General features: G+C 39.1%; 12 protein-coding genes and 2 pseudogenes. 4 read left to right on the plus strand and 10 right to left on the minus strand.

The features are described 5' to 3' along the window. Positions 1-227 precede the first annotated feature (227 nt). The 3 genes from FJR37_RS21355 to FJR37_RS21365 all read right to left on the minus strand — a co-directional run bounded on the left by FJR37_RS21355 (position 228) and on the right by FJR37_RS21365 (position 2,878). Positions 228-1,718, minus strand: coding sequence for a UDP-N-acetylmuramoyl-L-alanyl-D-glutamate--2,6-diaminopimelate ligase (locus FJR37_RS21355; RefSeq protein WP_039201306.1), 1,491 nt, complete (start codon positions 1,716-1,718; stop codon positions 228-230). Positions 1,719-1,967: 249 nt separating this feature from the next. After that, positions 1,968-2,150 (minus strand): hypothetical protein, encoded by a 183-nt coding sequence (locus FJR37_RS21360; RefSeq protein WP_168467050.1) that lies wholly within the window; start codon positions 2,148-2,150, stop codon positions 1,968-1,970. Positions 2,151-2,488: 338 nt separating this feature from the next. Next, complete coding sequence (locus FJR37_RS21365) at positions 2,489-2,878, minus strand: hypothetical protein (protein WP_039201308.1); 390 nt, start codon at positions 2,876-2,878, stop codon at positions 2,489-2,491. Positions 2,879-2,971: 93 nt separating this feature from the next. On the opposite strand from FJR37_RS21365, the gene FJR37_RS21370 reads away from it, so the two are divergent. Together FJR37_RS21370 and FJR37_RS27140 are read left to right on the plus strand one after the other, a co-directional pair. Further along, positions 2,972-3,313, plus strand: a complete 342-nt coding sequence (locus tag FJR37_RS21370; protein ID WP_039201310.1) for a hypothetical protein — start codon at positions 2,972-2,974, stop codon at positions 3,311-3,313. Then, positions 3,310-3,591, plus strand: coding sequence for an HNH endonuclease (locus tag FJR37_RS27140; RefSeq protein WP_081981402.1), 282 nt, complete (start codon positions 3,310-3,312; stop codon positions 3,589-3,591). Before FJR37_RS21370 ends, FJR37_RS27140 begins: the two co-directional genes overlap by 4 nt. A 338-nt stretch (positions 3,592-3,929) precedes the next feature. Here the strand turns inward: FJR37_RS27140 and FJR37_RS27145 are convergent. The 7 genes and pseudogenes from FJR37_RS27145 to cimA all read right to left on the minus strand — a co-directional run. Next, a pseudogene (locus tag FJR37_RS27145) lies at positions 3,930-4,073 on the minus strand (GUN4 domain-containing protein); the annotation flags it as partial. A 354-nt stretch (positions 4,074-4,427) separates the two neighbouring features. After that, a pseudogene (locus tag FJR37_RS27150) lies at positions 4,428-5,909 on the minus strand (P-loop NTPase fold protein); the annotation flags it as partial. 148 nt (positions 5,910-6,057) lie between these two features. After that, the gene (locus FJR37_RS21390; RefSeq protein WP_053537509.1) at positions 6,058-6,321 is read right to left on the minus strand and encodes a glutaredoxin family protein; all 264 of its coding nucleotides are present in this window, start codon (positions 6,319-6,321) and stop codon (positions 6,058-6,060) included. Between the two features lie 673 nt (positions 6,322-6,994). Further along, complete coding sequence (locus tag FJR37_RS21395; RefSeq protein ID WP_168467051.1) at positions 6,995-8,545, minus strand: hydantoinase B/oxoprolinase family protein; 1,551 nt, start codon at positions 8,543-8,545, stop codon at positions 6,995-6,997. 72 nt (positions 8,546-8,617) lie between these two features. Then, positions 8,618-9,298, minus strand: a complete 681-nt coding sequence (locus tag FJR37_RS21400) for a Uma2 family endonuclease (protein ID WP_053537507.1) — start codon at positions 9,296-9,298, stop codon at positions 8,618-8,620. A 164-nt stretch (positions 9,299-9,462) separates the two neighbouring features. Further along, a complete protein-coding gene (locus FJR37_RS21405; protein WP_168467052.1) occupies positions 9,463-11,562 on the minus strand; it encodes a hydantoinase/oxoprolinase family protein in 2,100 nt (699 codons plus the stop codon). 809 nt (positions 11,563-12,371) lie between these two features. Next, positions 12,372-14,051 carry a citramalate synthase gene (cimA, locus tag FJR37_RS21410; RefSeq protein WP_168467053.1) on the minus strand — a complete coding sequence of 560 codons (1,680 nt, stop codon included), beginning with the start codon at positions 14,049-14,051 and terminating at the stop codon, positions 12,372-12,374. A gap of 1,002 nt (positions 14,052-15,053) precedes the next feature. Here cimA and FJR37_RS21415 point away from each other — a divergent pair. Together FJR37_RS21415 and thiO are read left to right on the plus strand one after the other, a co-directional pair. Further along, on the plus strand, positions 15,054-15,485 hold the full coding sequence (locus FJR37_RS21415; RefSeq protein ID WP_168467054.1) for a hypothetical protein: 432 nt from the start codon (positions 15,054-15,056) through the stop codon (positions 15,483-15,485). Positions 15,486-15,777: 292 nt separating this feature from the next. Then, positions 15,778-17,736 (plus strand): glycine oxidase ThiO, encoded by a 1,959-nt coding sequence (thiO, locus tag FJR37_RS21420; RefSeq protein ID WP_168467055.1) that lies wholly within the window; start codon positions 15,778-15,780, stop codon positions 17,734-17,736. The last annotated feature ends 115 nt before the right edge of the window (positions 17,737-17,851 follow it).

Genomic DNA, 17,851 nt, shown 5'->3' on the forward strand with positions numbered 1-17,851 from the left:
TAACAATGTGATGAAAATTACGGGATACGACTTTTCAAACATCCTCTTAGGGTTTGCTGATGGCGCAGCGTTAGCCATACTCCTGAATGGGCGCAGGCCCTGCGCCCCTACCCCCTGAACTTCGATATATCGTAGGGGTTTAGCTCATGCTTTACCCTTACATATCTCATCAATTACAGGATGATTTAATGCTGATGTAGAGACGTTTCATGAAAAGTCTCTACAACCTAATTTTGGCTTTTTATTCTTTCCTGTAAAGCTTCTCGTGCTTGTTCTCTGTCGTCAAAGTGGATTTTTTCAGTACCGAGAATTTGATAGTCTTCGTGACCTTTACCAGCCAATAATACACCGTCTCCAGGTTGAGCCTGTAAAATAGCTGTCCGAATGGCGGTAGAGCGATCGCTAATCACCATTGCCTGTACCATATCAGGAATACCTGCCACCACATCCTGCAATATCTTTTCCGGGTCTTCCGTGCGAGGATTATCTGAAGTCACCACAGCCATATCTGCGAGTTCCGCCGCAATTTTCCCCATTTTTGGGCGTTTAGTGCGATCGCGGTCTCCTCCACAACCAAACACACATATCATTTTACCAGGAATAAACGGCCGAGCCGCCTTGAGCAAATTCTCCAAACTATCAGGAGTATGGGCATAATCCACAATCACACTAATATCCTGTTGTGAACTAATTTGCACCCGTTCCATCCGTCCAGGAACACCGGGAAACCCAGGAATAGAACCTGCTACCAATTGCAAATCTAATCCCAAATGGACAACCGCCCCCACAGCAGCCAAAAGATTTTCTAAATTATATTGACCAACCAAAGGCGAACTAAAAGCCACATTTCCCTGGGGAGTATGTAAAATTCCATTGACACCATTTGGTTGATAATTTAAATCACTCATCCAAAAATCTGCGGTACTATCATTAACGCTATAACTCCAAACCTGTTCCCGATGCAAAGATGCAATTATCCGTTGACCGTAGATATCATCAGAGTTAATAATTGCTCGTCCTTGGAGATAATTAGGACTAAATAACAACGCCTTCGCCGCAAAATAATCCTCCATATCCAAGTGATAGTCCAAATGATCCTGAGTGAGATTAGTAAACACCCCCACCTCAAAAGCACAACTCAAAACCCTACCCTGGTGCAAAGCATGAGAACTAACTTCCATCACCCCAGTATCACAACCGGCATTCATCGCCTTAGCCAATTGTTGCTGTAAATCCACCGCAAAGGGAGTAGTATTCACAGCGGTTTCCTCAAAACCAGGCCAGCGCGTATAAAGCGTACCTATTAACGCCGTCGGTAAATTAGCCTGAGTTAAGAAATATTCAATCAAATGAGTAGTAGTAGTTTTCCCATTTGTCCCCGTCACACCCACCATTTTCAGTTTTTGTCCAGGATAACCATAAAAAGCCGCAGCTATTTGAGCGCAGGCCTGAGTCATATTCTCAGCACTAATCACCACAGAGTTTGCTGTCGGCGGATTTTTCCTCATAGCTTCCGCAGAAACAATCGCCGCTACAGCACCAGCAGCCAAAGCCCCCGGCCAAAACTCCCCACCATCTACCCTAGTTCCTGGCATCCCAATAAACAAATCGCCCACACCACAGGCATGGGAATTAGTTTTCAGTCCTTGAATATCAATATCTGGTACATTTACAGACTCAATCCCATCTACAGCCGCTAATAATTCCCGCAATTTCATCTAGTGAACCTCGCCACAAGCTTGTCTTGCGCCTATTTAAACATTATTTTTTGTTTATGGGGAGAGATATCCCCAAAATGGTTTCATCTTTTGATTCTATAGGTAAATGTTTAGCTTCAACCGGAGATTAAACTAAGTAGCCATCATGAACTGCGTACACCAACCAGGACATATAAAAAACTTCTTATTCCCCTCTCGAAGAGCGGGGAGGGGTTAGGGGTGGGGTCGTCTCCATGTTTCGCGTTCTTCCTACTCATCCCGCAACTGATTTACCCATTCTTGGGCATCCATTCCTTCTAATAAATTGGGAGCTATGCCATAAAAATCAGTTACCTTATACTTAGGCTTTGGAGTTACCGCAACAGCTTCTACAGATTGCTTCATTTGCTTCACTAAATGCTCTAATACTTGCATTTGTTCTACTAGAGTCAATTGATCAATTTCACTTAGGAATGTGAATTAAATAAGGTGCAAAAGTAGGGTGTGTTAGCGACAGCGTAACGCACCATTCCAGGTTACATCAGAATTGCAGGTTATTAAATTTGCGTTCCCTAGGGACTTCCAATTAAAAAAATCCCCAAAAGTTTCTTGTGGTGCGGGCATACTTCGACCCTTCGACAGGCTCAGGGCATCGCAAGCTCAGTACAAGTCTTGCCCGCTAATTACCAATGACAGGCAGGATGCCCATCCCACAAAATTGGGTAATTTATTTTTTGGTGATCCCTTAAAACACGCTCAATTGAAAGGCTCATTTTTTTCTCTCCTAGAACTCACGCACCTAACTCTTTTATTAATCCACGTTTGACAGCTTCACTTAATGCAGTAGCTTTTCGCAATAGTCCTTCCTGATAAATTTGCATTAGTGTTTGCAATTCAGAATGTTCTGATTCTGTAACAATACCAGCTTGTTGTTTATCAAGTAACTCACTTAAACGAATATCTTCTTCAGATTCGATTTGTAATTCGGTCAAAGCTAAAACTTGTTGATCAGAAAGTGCTGATACAGGTTCATAGTTTGTTGCTTCTCGGCTAATAAGTGGGATAGAAACTTGAATAGTATCAACTAAGACGCTGGCTAAATCACGGTTTGCTAGACGTGCAAAGTGTTCAGCTTTTTGATAAACGTCATCTGGTAGAGTAATTGTGATTTGGTTACTCATATTTTTTAAATAGATTATAAATATTTATTATATCTTATAAACCTTTATTTTTATAAAAAGTTACAATATAATTAGTCATACAAAATCCAAACCATGTCTGAATCAGTGCAATATATAACTAATACCCAGGGAGAAACAGTTGGTGTATTGTTAAATCTGGAAACTTACCAACAACTAACCAACTTATCAGCAGATACTGAATTATTAATTGGGTTAAGTTTAGATGAATTACAAGCTTTGGTAGAAAGTGTATTATCTCCCAAAACTCAGACTCAATTAGATAATTTATTAATGAAAAATGCTGATAATCAATTGACAAATGAAGAGTCTGAAACTTTAGACAAATTACTGGCACAGGTTGATCAATTGAATATTCTTAAAACCAGAGCTAGATATACTTTAAACCAATTTCAAGAAAAACCTAAAGTAGCGTGAGTGTTTATATTTCTGTTGAATTACAAAAACAAATTCGTCATTGTTTTGCAGATTGTTGTGCTTACTGTCATACTGCGGAATCTCTAACAGTTACTACCTTTGAATTTGAGCATATCATTCCTCCGTCGGCTGGTGGTGAAACTGTGTTTGAAAATCTCTGTTTAGCTTGTCCATCTTGTAATCGTTATAAAGCGACTCGTCAAACAGCAATTGATCATAGGTGTCAACTTAGGCTACAGATGCCTTATTTGTTGGCTTCCACACCCACCCAGAAATGAATTTCCGGGCTAATAAGTAAAGTTTACTAAAGTAAACTGGGGATTTTTAGTCATCTTCAGATGACTTTTGCTATTAGACTGGGAATTCATTCCCAGGCGGGCTATGGGTTTTACGTTAAGTTGACAACAATGAGCTTTTGCTTTACCCCTACCATACTTGTCTGTTTACGATAAATAAAATCATTCATCAAACGCTGAAACAAGCTATTTTAAATAAATTTCCACATTACCTAAAATCTCTCTATGTCTCGTCCAAAACGCAATTTACAACTAGGTTTCTGTTATCACATTACTACCCGTTGCAATAACCGCGAATTTCGACTTACACGGTTAGAATCTGTAAACCATTCACCAGACTTTTTACCTACAGCTTTAATCATTACTTCATAAGTTTCTTTATCTGCTTCCTTCCAGTTACCTGCTTTGAGTAGGTCACGCAGTTTCGTGTAGTCTATGTCTCTTTCTGAACTGAGGTCATCTGTTGGTGAAACCTGTAGCAGTGTCTCTACATCTACATTAGCAAAGCTATATTTTTCTATAGAACCAACTGCTGCATAGCGAAGCAATTCAACCAGTTTTGGCTTGCTTCCCCAATATTTTGTAGTTTCGTTGTATTCACTAAAATCAGCAGAGTGTTCAAGTGCGCCTTTTTGCAAATGTTTAAGTAGCTGACGGTCTGTATTCAAATCCATAATCAGTCGTGGCCATCTGATACTGATAGCTGTAAATTTCCCCAACTGTTCTAAAGTTAAATATCTCCTGGAATTGTTTTCCGAAACATGAGCAGTAATTAAATTTGTAGAAGCTCCAATGTAGGCTTTTAGCCTAAATACATTAATAAACTGCTTCCACCGTCGGGGATTATAATCTAAAGCAGGAGCAACCATTAAGGCAATATTGCGAACTACTTCTGAATCTTCACCAGTTGTTATTCTGATATTTTCAATACGATCACGCTGTTCTTCTGTAGTTCCTGTAGCAGCTTTCCATACTGGTGCTTCTATTCGTGCTGTGTTTTGTTGGTTATTTACAATTTTTGGTTGTGGTGGGGTTTTACGAGGAGAAATTTTGTTCAAAAATCGTTTAAAATCTGATGTAGTTGGTTGGGGGATTTGGAAACGAATCTGAACAAATTTCTCAAAAAAATTATAGCCGTATTCTATGGCTCTTATGGATAAACTACGATTATTTCTAGAGTTAGCATCAAATCCTAGATAGGGAATTATTTCTTTATACTTCACTGCAATACCCGCAGCTACTTTATCCACATCCATACCCAAAATGAAAATTAATTGTGGATCATTTGCTATCATCATATTGATAGCTTGCATTAGTTCAGCAGATTTGGTAATTTCACAACGGTCAAGATCATCTATAAAAACATATACTTTATTTTGTCCTGAAAACGCCTCTACAATCTTTTTGAAGTCTGCGTGAAATTCTTCAATAAACTCAATCTGGTTTTCGTATTTGGGTGATTTAAGATAGTTGTTTAAATCATTTTTGGGGTTGCCAATATTAAAAATTTTTAATACTAGAGATACAAAGCCTATAAAAGGAGAAACATATATGATAACTCTAGTAATTAATCTAGGAAGTTCTAATTCTGGTTGAAAAATAAATGTTATGAATTCTTTAATTTCCTTTAAATTCTTAACTACCTTTAATACATTATTTTCTACCCTAATAGCATATACAACTGATGCTATCAGGACTAATAAACCAACAACAACTAAGAATAAATAATAAATTCCTTGAATCCAGTTAAAACGCAGAAAAGATAGTCTAATATTACCTTTTAAGATAGGCAATACATCACGCTTATGGCGAATCTGAGAAATTTGCCGCAGAAATTCTAATGAAAAAGCTGCCCAAAGTGCTTCGGCTTTGTCATGTCTCCAAGCATTAAACCAAACTGTAGTTGGAGGACGAAATGTAATAATTTTTAGTTTTAATTTCAGCCATTTTAATAAATTATTTAGTAGAGAAGATAAACTTAATATCTTGTTTTGGACTTTTTTCTGGTTAAATTTTTCTAAGTATTCTTTTAATTCCTTTTTTTCCTGATTTATCTCATCATCAAACTTTTTTTTCTCAGTTTCTTGAATAGCTTTTTCTAATTGCTTCATAAAAGAAGACTTACCGCTACCCCATTCACCTTCTATAGAAAGAGTCAGAGGAGGTTTAGTTTCAGGATTAGTTAAGAACTCAGCAATAGCTACAACGTAAGGTTCAAAACCAAGATAGTCATTTTCCGACGCTTGATCACCTACACTAGCATTAAGAATAGATTGATTATTATTGGTGTTATCTGCCATGAGGATCTTAGAATAGGCTAAAAAACAGGAATATTGGCTTTATCCTGTTTAAATTTACCATAGATGGGATAAAAAATATATAGGGTATACTTACGTTCTTTTAGATACCCGACTTTTTTAAACAGTCGGGTATCTGAATATTAGAGTTTCAAGTTTTCACATAATCACTTAACATTTTTTCCAGACGTTCCACACTCAGACGAGGAGAAGGACGGGGTATCAGTTTTTCTTTACCGTCACCAATGAGTAAATGTAGTACCGGAATTTCATATTGATATGCGGCAAACCAATCATCACGGGTGGTAATATCCCGTACTTCCAACTCAAAACTAAGATTTTTGATTTGTTCCAGTTTTTCCTGTAATCCTTCACAAAGATGACAACCGGGTTTGCTGTAGAGAATTAATTGCATGAGTTGAGATTAAACAATGAAAATGTGTTTTATACTTATTTTAACTAAAAATACAATTTTATAGAAAAATATCTGAATCAGGATAAGTAGGTTGGCGTTGAAAATTGTCGTTATGGCAAGGCAAAAGGCAAGAGGCAAGAGGCAAGAGTGAAGAGGGTTTGGGCGATTTTACGTTTCTTTACACAGTTTGGTTTTATTGTGTTCACCTACTTACTCAGGATTACAAGATTAACAGGATAAAAGAATAGATGATAATTAATGATGATAAATAAAAACCCCAATTACAGCGATTTCCAATCATATAATGTACATCCTAGCCCCCTCATCGCTTGCGGGGAGGGGGTTGGGGGTGGGGTTCTTGTTCCAGGTTTGATGACAATTTGCTGTAAATCATCATCTGTTACAAAATAGACTTCTCCGGCAAAGATTGTAGAGACGTTCCATGGAACGTCTCTACAAGGGTTTCAAACGACGCACATTTAATTCTCGGAGATGTGTAAGTAGGTGAGCGTTGAAAATTGTCGTTATGGCAAGGCAAAAGGCAAGAGGCAAGAGTGAAGAGGGTTTGGGCGATTTTACATTTCTTTACACAGTTTGGTTTTATTGTGTTCACCTACTTAATTAATTAATATCAACGTAATGCACCCCACAATAATACTGATAATACTGACATTCACAAAACCTTACCAAATCCTCCACCTCCAGGAGTTTCTATGATAAAAACATCCCCCGACTGCATCTCTACTGTAGCTGTATTCCCTAAATTTTCTTCAGTTCCATTTTCACGTTTTATCCAGTTTCTTCCTACTTTTCCACTTTCTCCACCATCCAAACCAAAGGGAGGAATTAACCGATGACTAGAAAGAATATTAGCTGTCATTGGTTCGAGAAATTTAAGACGACGAATTACGCCATTTCCACCTGTGTATTTACCTTTACCACCACTATCAGAACGCAAACTAAAGCTTTCTACTTGGATAGGATAACGAGTTTCTAAAACTTCTGGATCAGTTAAACGGGAGTTAGTCATGTGTGTATGAATTGCATCAGTACCATGAAAATTCATCCCCGCACCTGAACCACCACAAATGGTTTCATAATATTGATATTTTTCATTCCCAAAAGTAAAATTATTCATCGTTCCCTGGGAAGCAGCCATCACTCCTAAAGCACCATATAAAGCATCAACAATTGTTTGTGAAGTTTCTACATTTCCTGCTACCACTGCTGCGGGATAAATTGGGTTTAACATACAACCTTCAGGAATTATAATTTCTAAAGGTTTAAGACATCCAGCATTGAGAGGAATATTATCATCAACTAGAGTACGAAACACATACAAAATGGCTGCTTGTGTTACGGCTTTGGGGGCATTAAAATTACTATTTAGTTGTGCAGATGTTCCCGTAAAATCAATTTTAGCACTCCGATTTTCTCGGTTAATTGTCACTGCAACCTGAATTTTTGCACCGCTATCCATTTCATAAATAAATGCACCATTTTTCAAAACATCAATTGCTCGTCTGACGGATTCTTCAGCATTATTTTGGACAAACTGCATATAAGTTTGTACTGTTGTTAGTCCATATTGATTGACCATTTTACCAAGTTCTTGGACTCCCCTTTCATTAGCAGCTATTTGAGCTTTAAAATCGGCAATGTTTTGGTCAGGATTTCGACTAGGATAGGGATGATTTAAGAGATAATTTCTCACGGCTGTTTCTTGAAAGTCTCCCTGTTCAACTAAGAGAAAATTATCAAATATAATTCCTTCTTCTGCTACTGTGGTACTGTGAGGAGGCATAGAACCAGGAGTAATACCACCTATATCTGCTTGATGTCCACGAGAAGCAACATAAAAGATAATTTGTGTTTTTTCTATATCAAAAATTGGGGTAATGGCTGTGACATCAGGTAAATGTGTTCCCCCATTATAGGGGTTATTTGATAAATAAACATTTCCCGGTTTAATATTGTCACCTCGATCATTAATTAAACTGATGACACTTTCACTCATTGAGCCTAAATGTACAGGAATATGAGGTGCATTTGCAACTAATGAACCGGAAGCATCAAAAATAGCACAGGAAAAATCTAGCCGTTCTTTAATATTAACTGATGTTGCGGTATTTTGCAGCACAATTCCCATTTGTTCGGCGATGAATTGATAGAGGTTTTTGAATATTTCTAAACGAATGGGATCTGGTTGAGATATGGTATACATTTTTTCACTTAATTAATTTCAAGATAAACAATATGTTGGGTTTCCTTGCGTCAACCCAACCTACATTTTTTATTAAATTGTATCTGGATCTATATTTAATTCCCGCAGTTTTGTGGCCAAACGTTCTGCTTTTCTTGCTTCCTGTTCTGCGGTTTCTTCAGGTGTGGGGACTAAATTGCCTTCTGATGTGAAATAACGCAATAAACCTTCATGAATTCCTAAATATAAACCTAATTGTTGACTCCATAAATGCCCTTTTTCGGTGGCTTTTATAGGTTGATATTTTCCGTCTGTGATATGAAATCCTGCAAATTCTAATGTATAAGGATCAAACCAAAAATAGTCAGGTGTGCGGAAAGTTTCTTGATAAAGTTCTTTTTTTGATTCTCTATCTATTTTGGCTGTTGTTGGTGAGAGAATTTCGACAATTACATGAGGATATTTACCGTTTTCTTCCCACACTACCCAACTTTTACGAGTTTTTCTGTCAGTTCCTAAGACTACAAAAAAATCAGGCCCACGAAAATTTTCTGTTTTCTTCTGATGTGGACTATAATAAATACTCAGATTTCCCGCAGCATAGAAATCAGTTCTGTCTTTCCATAACCATTCCAAACATTTGAAAAGTAGGATTATTTGTCGTAGGTGTAGTTCTGTTTCCACGGGAGGTTCATCACTATATAGGTCACTGGGAGGAAAAATAACATCTGGAGAGATGATTTTTTCAGATGCTATTTCTTGAGTAATCATCATGATATGATACCAAGTAGTTATTTGTTTATTCTAACATTAATTACCAATTGATAATTAATCCATTCAAAGTCTTATCTGCGTTTATCTGTGTTTATCTGCGTTCAAATATTTTGAAAATCTTATTTTCTTTGGAAATGTTGGGTTTCGCAAAGGCTCAACCCAACCTACGAAAAATGGCGTTGTAAAATTAAGTGATTTTGTTTCGTTAATGTTGCTTCCCAGTGAGGTTCAACGACAATTGTGCTGATTTTTTCGACAATGATAGCAGGTCCGATAATAATATCTTCTGGTTGTAAATTATCCCGGTAATAAACAGGAGTATCATGCCATTTATCAGCCGTAAACATTTTTACTATTTCCACAGGTGTGGGATTTTGATCAAAAGGACGATTACGAGTAATTAATGGTTCTTCAGGAGTGTCCATTTTTTGAATTACTTCTACTGAGACTGATTCGACAATTAAGGTTTTCTCAGTTTGAATAAAACCATATCTATTTTTATGCTCAGTTTCAAATTCTTTTCGCATTAATGCCACATTATCGGCGAAATTAATGTTTAATGTAGAGTTAGTCCCATCATACTTTAAGTTAATTTTTTGGACTATTGTTTCTCTACTTGTTTCATCGGAGTTAATAGTAGTTTTTGCTTGGGTCTCTAAGGATAACATCAATTGCTGTAATTGCGGAATTAATGTTTGATTCAAAGGTTTTTCTACGCCTGTTTCTTTAATTGAGCGAATGTCAGCTAATCCCATGCCATAAGCAGAAAGAACTCCTGCGTAGGGGTGAAGAAATATCTTTTTCATGCCTAAAGTATCGGCAATTAAACAAGCAACTTGTCCACCTGCACCACCAAAACAACAAAGGACATATTCGCTGACATCATAACCTTTTTGTAAACTGATTTTTTTAATGGCATTTGCCATATTTTCCACAGCGATCGCTATAAATCCGGCTGCTACTTGTTCGGGTGTAGAAGTGTTGCCTGTGGCGGCTACAATCGCCTGGGAGAGTTGGATAAATTGTTTTTTGGCGATATCTTTATCTAAGGGTAAATTGCCTGCAATGCCAAATACAGAGGGGAAATATTGAGGGTGAATTTTTCCTAACATGACGTTAGCATCTGTGACGGTTAATTGTCCTCCACGTCGGTAACAAGCTGGTCCTGGATTTGCACCCGCAGATTGGGATCCAACACGATAACTAGAACCATCAAAATATAAAATTGAACTGCCTCCAGCCGCAATAGTGTTAATTGCTAATACGGGAACTCGCATCCGCGCACCTGCAATTTCTGAGTCTAATTGGCGTTCATATTCTCCTTTAAAGTGGGCAACGTCTGTACTTGTTCCGCCCATATCAAAGGTAATTACTAATTCAAAACCTGCTCTTTTACTGGTTTGAACTGCACCGACAATACCACCAGCCGGTCCACTTAAAATACTATCTTTTCCTTGAAATTGTTGTGCGTCGGTTAACCCACCATCAGATTTCATAAACATTAATTTAACTCCAGGTAGTTGACTAGCTACTTGGTTAATGTAGAGCCGCAAAATCGGAGTTAAATAAGCATCTACAACAGTTGTATCTCCTCGACTAACTAATTTCATTAATGGACTAACTTGATGGGATATGGAGATTTGTGTAAAGCCGATTTCTTGAGCTATTTGTGCTACTTGTTGTTCATGTTTGGGATAGCGATCGCTGTGCATGAAAACAATGGCACAACTGCGAATTCCTGTGTGATAAGCTGCTTGTAAGCCATTTTTAGTTTGTTCAATATTTACGGCTATTAATTCCGTGCCATGAGCATCATAACGTTCTTCTATTTCAATTACCTGCTCATACAGCATGGTGGGTAAAATTATCTGTCTAGCAAAGATATTTGGACGATTTTGATAACCAATTCTCAACGCATCTTTAAAGCCTTTAGTAATAGCTAGAACTACCCGATTTCCTTTTCTTTCTAACAGGGCATTTGTGGCTACTGTTGTCCCCATTTTGACTATTTCTATGGCTTCACTAGGAATAGGTTTTTGGTTGGAAATACCCAAAATATCCCGAATACCTTGAATTACTGCATCTTGATATTGTTCGGGATTTTCTGAGAGTAATTTATAGACTATTATCCATTCTTGATTAGGGAGAGGAACGATTAAAAACCGTTCTTGATGTTTTGAAAGTCTGTTGATTATTGTTTGATCATTAGTGACAGCAACTATATCTGTAAACGTGCCACCCCGGTCTCCAAATACTTTGAACATTATTTAATTTCCTCAATATTATAAAAATACAATAACAACAATATTTAGAGTATTTCTAGTTCAAATTTAGAATATTTTGGCGATAGATGTAGATTATTAAGTAGTCGTGCAATATTTATTACCCACTTATTCCTACAGTCCCGTAAGGGATACATGGGTTCAAAAGCCTTGATTTTTCATTTGATAACCACAAGAGGAACAATGTTATTCCTTTTCCCTCTCCTCTTAGGAGCTACTGTGTACACACAAGTTATCGAATCATCATTATTCCTCAAATTACCCCACCCTAACCCTCCCCGATGCTTTGGGGAGGGAACTAATTTTCCGGTTTCCCCCCAAAGCATCGGGGGGGTTAGGTTTCTGAAGATTATCGGTTCCATCTAAGTAGGTGAACACAATAAAACCAAACTGTGTAAAGAAATGTAAAATCGCCTAAACCCTCTTCACTCTTGCCTCTTGCCTCTTGCCTTTTGCCTTGCCATAACGACAATTTTCAACGCCAACCTACTTAATACTTTTCAAACAACCTCTTACAGCAAATTGTCATCAAACCCGGAACAAGAACCCCACCCCCAACCCCCTCCCCGCAAGCGATGAGGGGGCTAAGATGTACCTCATAAGATTGGAAATCGCTGTAATTAGGTAGAGATATTAAGTAGGTGAACCGAAAAATTTAAAGGTATGTGAAGAAAAGTAAAATCGCCCAAAACTCTCTCCCTGTTCCCTGTTCCCTGTTCCCTGTTCCCTTGCCCCAACGACAATTTTTAACGCCAACCTACTTAGACATCCCTACCAAAATTTATCAACTCCTAAACTTTCAACGTCTTTTCAGCTTGGAAATGCAGCAATAATCCATATTCCAAACCCTCAACCACAGCTTGATAAGAAGCCTCCAAAATATTACTAGAAACTCCTACAGTAGTCCACCGTTGTTGACCATTACCCGATTCTACTAAAGCACGAGTTTTGGCAGATGTTCCCGTATTTCCGTTAAGAATTCTCACCTTATAATCAGTCAACTCAAAATCGGCAATTTGAGGATAAAAATTCACTAAAGCCTTACGCAAAGCCGCATCTAAAGCCGCTACTGGTCCATTACCTTCTGCGGCTTCCAGAATATTTTTACCATTAACAGCTACTTTAACAGTCGCTAAAGAATTAGTAGTTTCTTTCACCTCTACTAAATCACAATGAACCTGAAAACCTTGAACTTCAAAAAACTGTTGACGACATGATAAAGCCTCATACATCAAAAGAATAAAACTAGCCTCTGCGGCTTCAAATTGATAGCCTTCACTCTCCAATTCCTTCATGCGTTGGAGAATTTGTCTAGCTTGAGGATGATCTTTATCTAATTCAATCCCACAAGTTTTAGCTTTAGCTAAGACATTACTTAAACCAGACTGTTCAGAAATGACAATACGGCGTTGATTTCCTACCAATTCTGGTTGAATATGTTCATAGGTTAAAGGATTACGTTCCACCGCAGAGACATGAATCCCACCCTTATGAGCAAAAGCTGAAAGTCCAACAAAAGGTGCGTGTTCGTCAGGTGCGAGATTAACAACCTCGCTCACAAACCGACTAGCTTCTGTAAGTTGATTTAGCTGGTGTTCACCGATACAACTATAACCCAATTTTAGTTGTAAATTGGGAATCACAGAACACAGATTTGCATTCCCGCAACGTTCCCCATAACCGTTAATTGTTCCTTGTACCATCTTAGCTCCAGCCATAACTGCTGCTAAGGCATTAGCAACCGCCATTTCTGAATCATTATGGGTATGTATGCCGATTTTGGGAAGTGGTAATTGGTGATTGGTGATTGGTGATTGGGTAAGAGTTTTTTCCTCATTCCCAGTCCCCAGTCCCCAGTCCCCAGTCCCCTTGACAACATCTTCCACAATTTGCGAAACTTCATGAGGTAAAGTCCCCCCATTGGTATCACATAAAACTAACCATTCTGCACCTGCTGTGACTGCTGCTTTGAGCGTCTGTAGAGCATAATCAGGATTTTGCTTATAACCATCAAACCAGTGTTCAGCATCGTAAATTACCCGTCGTCCTTGAGAACGGAGATACTCGATGGTATCACCAATCATGGCGAGATTTTCCTCTAGGCTGGTCTTGAGTCCGGTTGTAACGTGCAAATCCCAGGATTTACCGAAAATTGTCACCCAGCGCGTTCCTGCTGCCAAAATCGCTTGCAGCATGGGTTCATCTCCGGCTTTGGTATGAGGACGACGGGTGGAACAAAAGGGGACAACTTCTGCTTGTTTGAGGGGATTTTCTCGAAGTTGCCAGAAAAATTGGACATCTTTGGGATTTGCTCCCGGCCAACCACCTTCAATGAAAGGAATACCTAATTCATCAAGTTTGTGAGCAATGCGTAACTTATCTTCTATGGACACTGACAGTCCTTCCCGTTGAGTCCCGTCGCGGAGAGTAGTGTCGTAGAGCCAAAGTTGATTTGAGGGAGTTTTGGTCATAAAAATTTGGTGAACCTTTGCTTCAACACTTACACCTAAGAGACAACTTTGCGGCGATGTGCCAACATACTACAAAACGCTATTTCGGTAATTTCAATATGCCGATAAAAAAAATGCTAACAATGGCTAACATTTTTTTCCTGTTTCCCTCTGAAAGTGTTGGCAGTACCAATCCATAAGCTAACACAGTCTACCTGACCACTATATGTATCGTAGAAGCTGCGAAAACTTCTATAGGGTGAGGATTTAATGACTATTGTTAATAACTCAATTCTAGTACAGCACTGCGTAAATAACCATTCTCAATTGCCAAAAAGCTTGCTCAATATTACCTTTGACTTTTGACTTTTGACTTTTGACTTCCGCAAGCTAACACAGTCTACCTGACCACTATATGTATCGTAGAAGCTGCGAAAACTTCTATAGGGTGAGGATTTAATGACTATTGTTAATAACTCAATTCTAGTACAGCACTGCGTAAATAACCATTCTCAATCGCCAAAAAGCTTGCTCAATATTACCTTTGACTTTTGACTTTTGACTTTTGACTTCCGCTTTGCGGTACTAGGCTGTTTTAATGCAAAAGACAACCCAGGGGAATACAACCCAAAATCCTGTTAAATCTGAGTAGAGGCATTGGCACTTATGGTACTTATGCGGTTAAGGTAGAAGGTGAGTAGCCGCAGCAAATTGGCGTAAGTGAACACGGCGTTCCCTTTTTGCCAACTTTCCTGCAAGTTGCTTGGAATTAGCTTGTCACTTGATTTGGAATTAGCTTGTCACTTGATTTGGGATTGGCGATTTTGGATTTGGGATTGGCGATTTTGGATTTGGGATTGACGTTAGCGAAGCGTACGCAGCGCAGCGAGTATTTTTCCGTTCTCAAGGACGGGGACTTGTACCAAATTTTTTCATCTAAAATCTAAAATTCTTTTCATGGGTTTTGGGATCAAGGTTCTCAATTAGTTTGGACACCAGAAGGTTTACAAGGAGAGAAACAAGATGGGTAGATGGACACCCTTGATTTTAATGGCTGGCGGCGTAGCAATTTTGCTAGGTACGTTACTGGGAATTAATTTTCCTATGGGCGGACAACAAACTGCTAATGTTCCTCAAGGACGGAAAGCATCTAGTGTTCTCCCGGCTAATATTAATGTTAATAGTGCTGCCAATGGGAAGGATTCAGAAAATATTAGTGGTAATGAGTCAGAAACTTCCAGCGGAAGTAATTCCACCAGTGAAAGCCGCCGTACTAGTGTAGCTCAAGGTAATTTTTCTACGGAGACTACTAACAATTCTTCTAATACTACTCAAGAAACAAGTGGTAGTAATGACAGTTCCAGTTCTACCAATGAAACTGACACTACACAGAGTAACTCAAGTGCTAGTGGTAATGAAGGTCAGAAGAAAGAACCAATTCGCGCTTTGTGGTAATTAGGGAAAAATTAAGTCAAAGGTCACTCGATTTGGGATTGACGATTTTGGACTTCGACTTCGCTCAGTCGAACGATTTGGGATTGACGTTAGCGAAGCGTACGCAACGCAGCGAGTATTTTTCCGTCCTCAAGGACGGGGAGTTATACCAAATTTTTTTCATCTAAAATCTAAAATCTAAAATTCCCGTGACCAATGACCAATTTTCGCGCCCCTTGTGAGCCATTTATGAGTTATTAGTTATTTACTGATGACTAATGATTGGGCGCAGGCCCTGCGCCCCTACTGACTAATGACTAATGATGTTTTAATTATTGGTGGTGGTATTATTGGGTTGGCTTGCGGTGTTGAACTGCGATTACGGGGTGCAAATGTAACTGTACTTTGCCGTGATTTTACTGCGGCAGCCAGCCATGCCGCAGCGGGAATGTTAGCTCCTGATGCGGAAAATATTCCTAATGAGGCAATGTTGGCTTTATGTAGGCGATCGCGTAATTTATATTTAGACTGGACACAAAAACTAGCAGAATTAACTACGGGAAAAAATTTAAACAATACAGGCTATTGGTCTTGTGGTATCCTCGCACCAGTTTATCAACAACCTAAAGACACAGGAGACAAAACCACTTACTGGTTAGATCAAGATGCTATTAACCAATATCAACCAGGTTTGGGTGCAGATGTGGTGGGGGGGTGGTGGTATCCTGAAGACGGGCAAGTTGATAACCGGGCGTTAATTAAAGTTCTGCGGACTGCGGCTGACTCTTTGGGTGTTGTCTTCCAAGATGGAATTACAGTGGCAGCGATTTCTCAACAACAGGGAAAAGTTATTGGTGTACAAACTAATACTGGTTTATTTCGCGCTGACCATTATCTTTTAACTGCTGGTGCTTGGGTAAATCAGTTGTTACCTTTACCAGTGCGTCCCCGCAAAGGACAAATGCTGAGTTTGCGAGTCCCAGATTTTCTGACTGAATTACCCTTAACTAGGGTGTTATTTGGTGAAAATATTTACATTGTTCCTCGGAGGAATCGCTCTATCATTATTGGTGCAACTAGTGAAGATGTAGGATTTACTGCCGATAATACCCCTGGGGGAATTCAAAATTTACTACAATCAGCCATTCGCCTATATCCGCAATTAGAAAATTATCCTATTCAAGAACTGTGGTGGGGATTTCGTCCCGCTACCCCCGATGAATTACCTATTTTGGGTCATAGTGATTGTGATAATTTAACTTTTGCGACTGGTCATCACCGCAATGGGATTTTACTTGCACCAATTACAGCCACATTAATTGCTGATTTGATTTGTGAACAAAAAGCAGATCCTCTTTTAGATAATTTTCATTATTCTCGCTTTTCTACTGTGTCATCTACTACTACACCGATGTTAATTCACGCAACTCCTGCTACTAACGGACACCGTAACCCAGAAATATCAGATTTAATTGTTCCCGATTCACCATTAATTATTGCGGGAAAAAGCTTTAAATCTCGGTTAATGACGGGAACAGGTAAATATCGTAATATCCAAGAAATGCAGCAAAGTGTCACTGCAAGCGGTTGTCAAATTGTCACGGTGGCTGTGCGACGGGTACAAACTAACGCCCCAGGACATGAAGGTTTAGCCGAAGCCTTGGATTGGAGTAAAATCTGGATGTTACCCAATACTGCTGGCTGTCAAACTGCGGAGGAAGCTATTCGGGTGGCACGGTTGGGACGAGAAATGGCTAAGTTATTAGGACAGGAAGATAATAATTTTGTCAAGTTGGAAGTTATACCTGATGCCAAGTATTTACTACCTGATCCCATTGGCACTTTGCAAGCTGCGGAACAGTTGGTAAAAGAAGGTTTTGCTGTATTGCCTTATATTAATGCTGATCCTATGTTAGCCAAGCGGTTAGAAGAAGTAGGTTGTGCCACAGTCATGCCTTTAGCTGCCCCCATTGGTTCGGGACAAGGGCTAAAAACTACCGCCAATATTCAGATTATTATTGAAAATGCCAATATTCCGGTAGTGGTAGATGCTGGCATCGGTGCGCCCTCTGAGGCTGCTGAGGCGATGGAATTGGGGGCGGATGCGTTATTAATTAATAGTGCGATCGCCCTAGCTGAGAATGCCCCAGCAATGGCTTATGCGATGAATTTGGCAACAGTAGCCGGTCGCATGGCTTACTTAGCCGGCAGAATGCCCATGAAGAATTACGCTAGTGCTAGTTCTCCTTTAACGGGAACGATTACAGGTTAGTTTTGTTATCCTCAGAGGGTGTTTGAAAAGTATTATAAGAACCGATAATCTTCAGAAACCTAACCCCCCTTCCCTACCTCTCCCTAGCCCTCTCCTAAAAGGCTACGGTGTACAC

The organism is Aphanizomenon sp. UHCC 0183 (assembly GCF_009712065.1).
GTDB classification, from domain to species: Bacteria; Cyanobacteriota; Cyanobacteriia; order Cyanobacteriales; family Nostocaceae; genus Dolichospermum; species Dolichospermum heterosporum.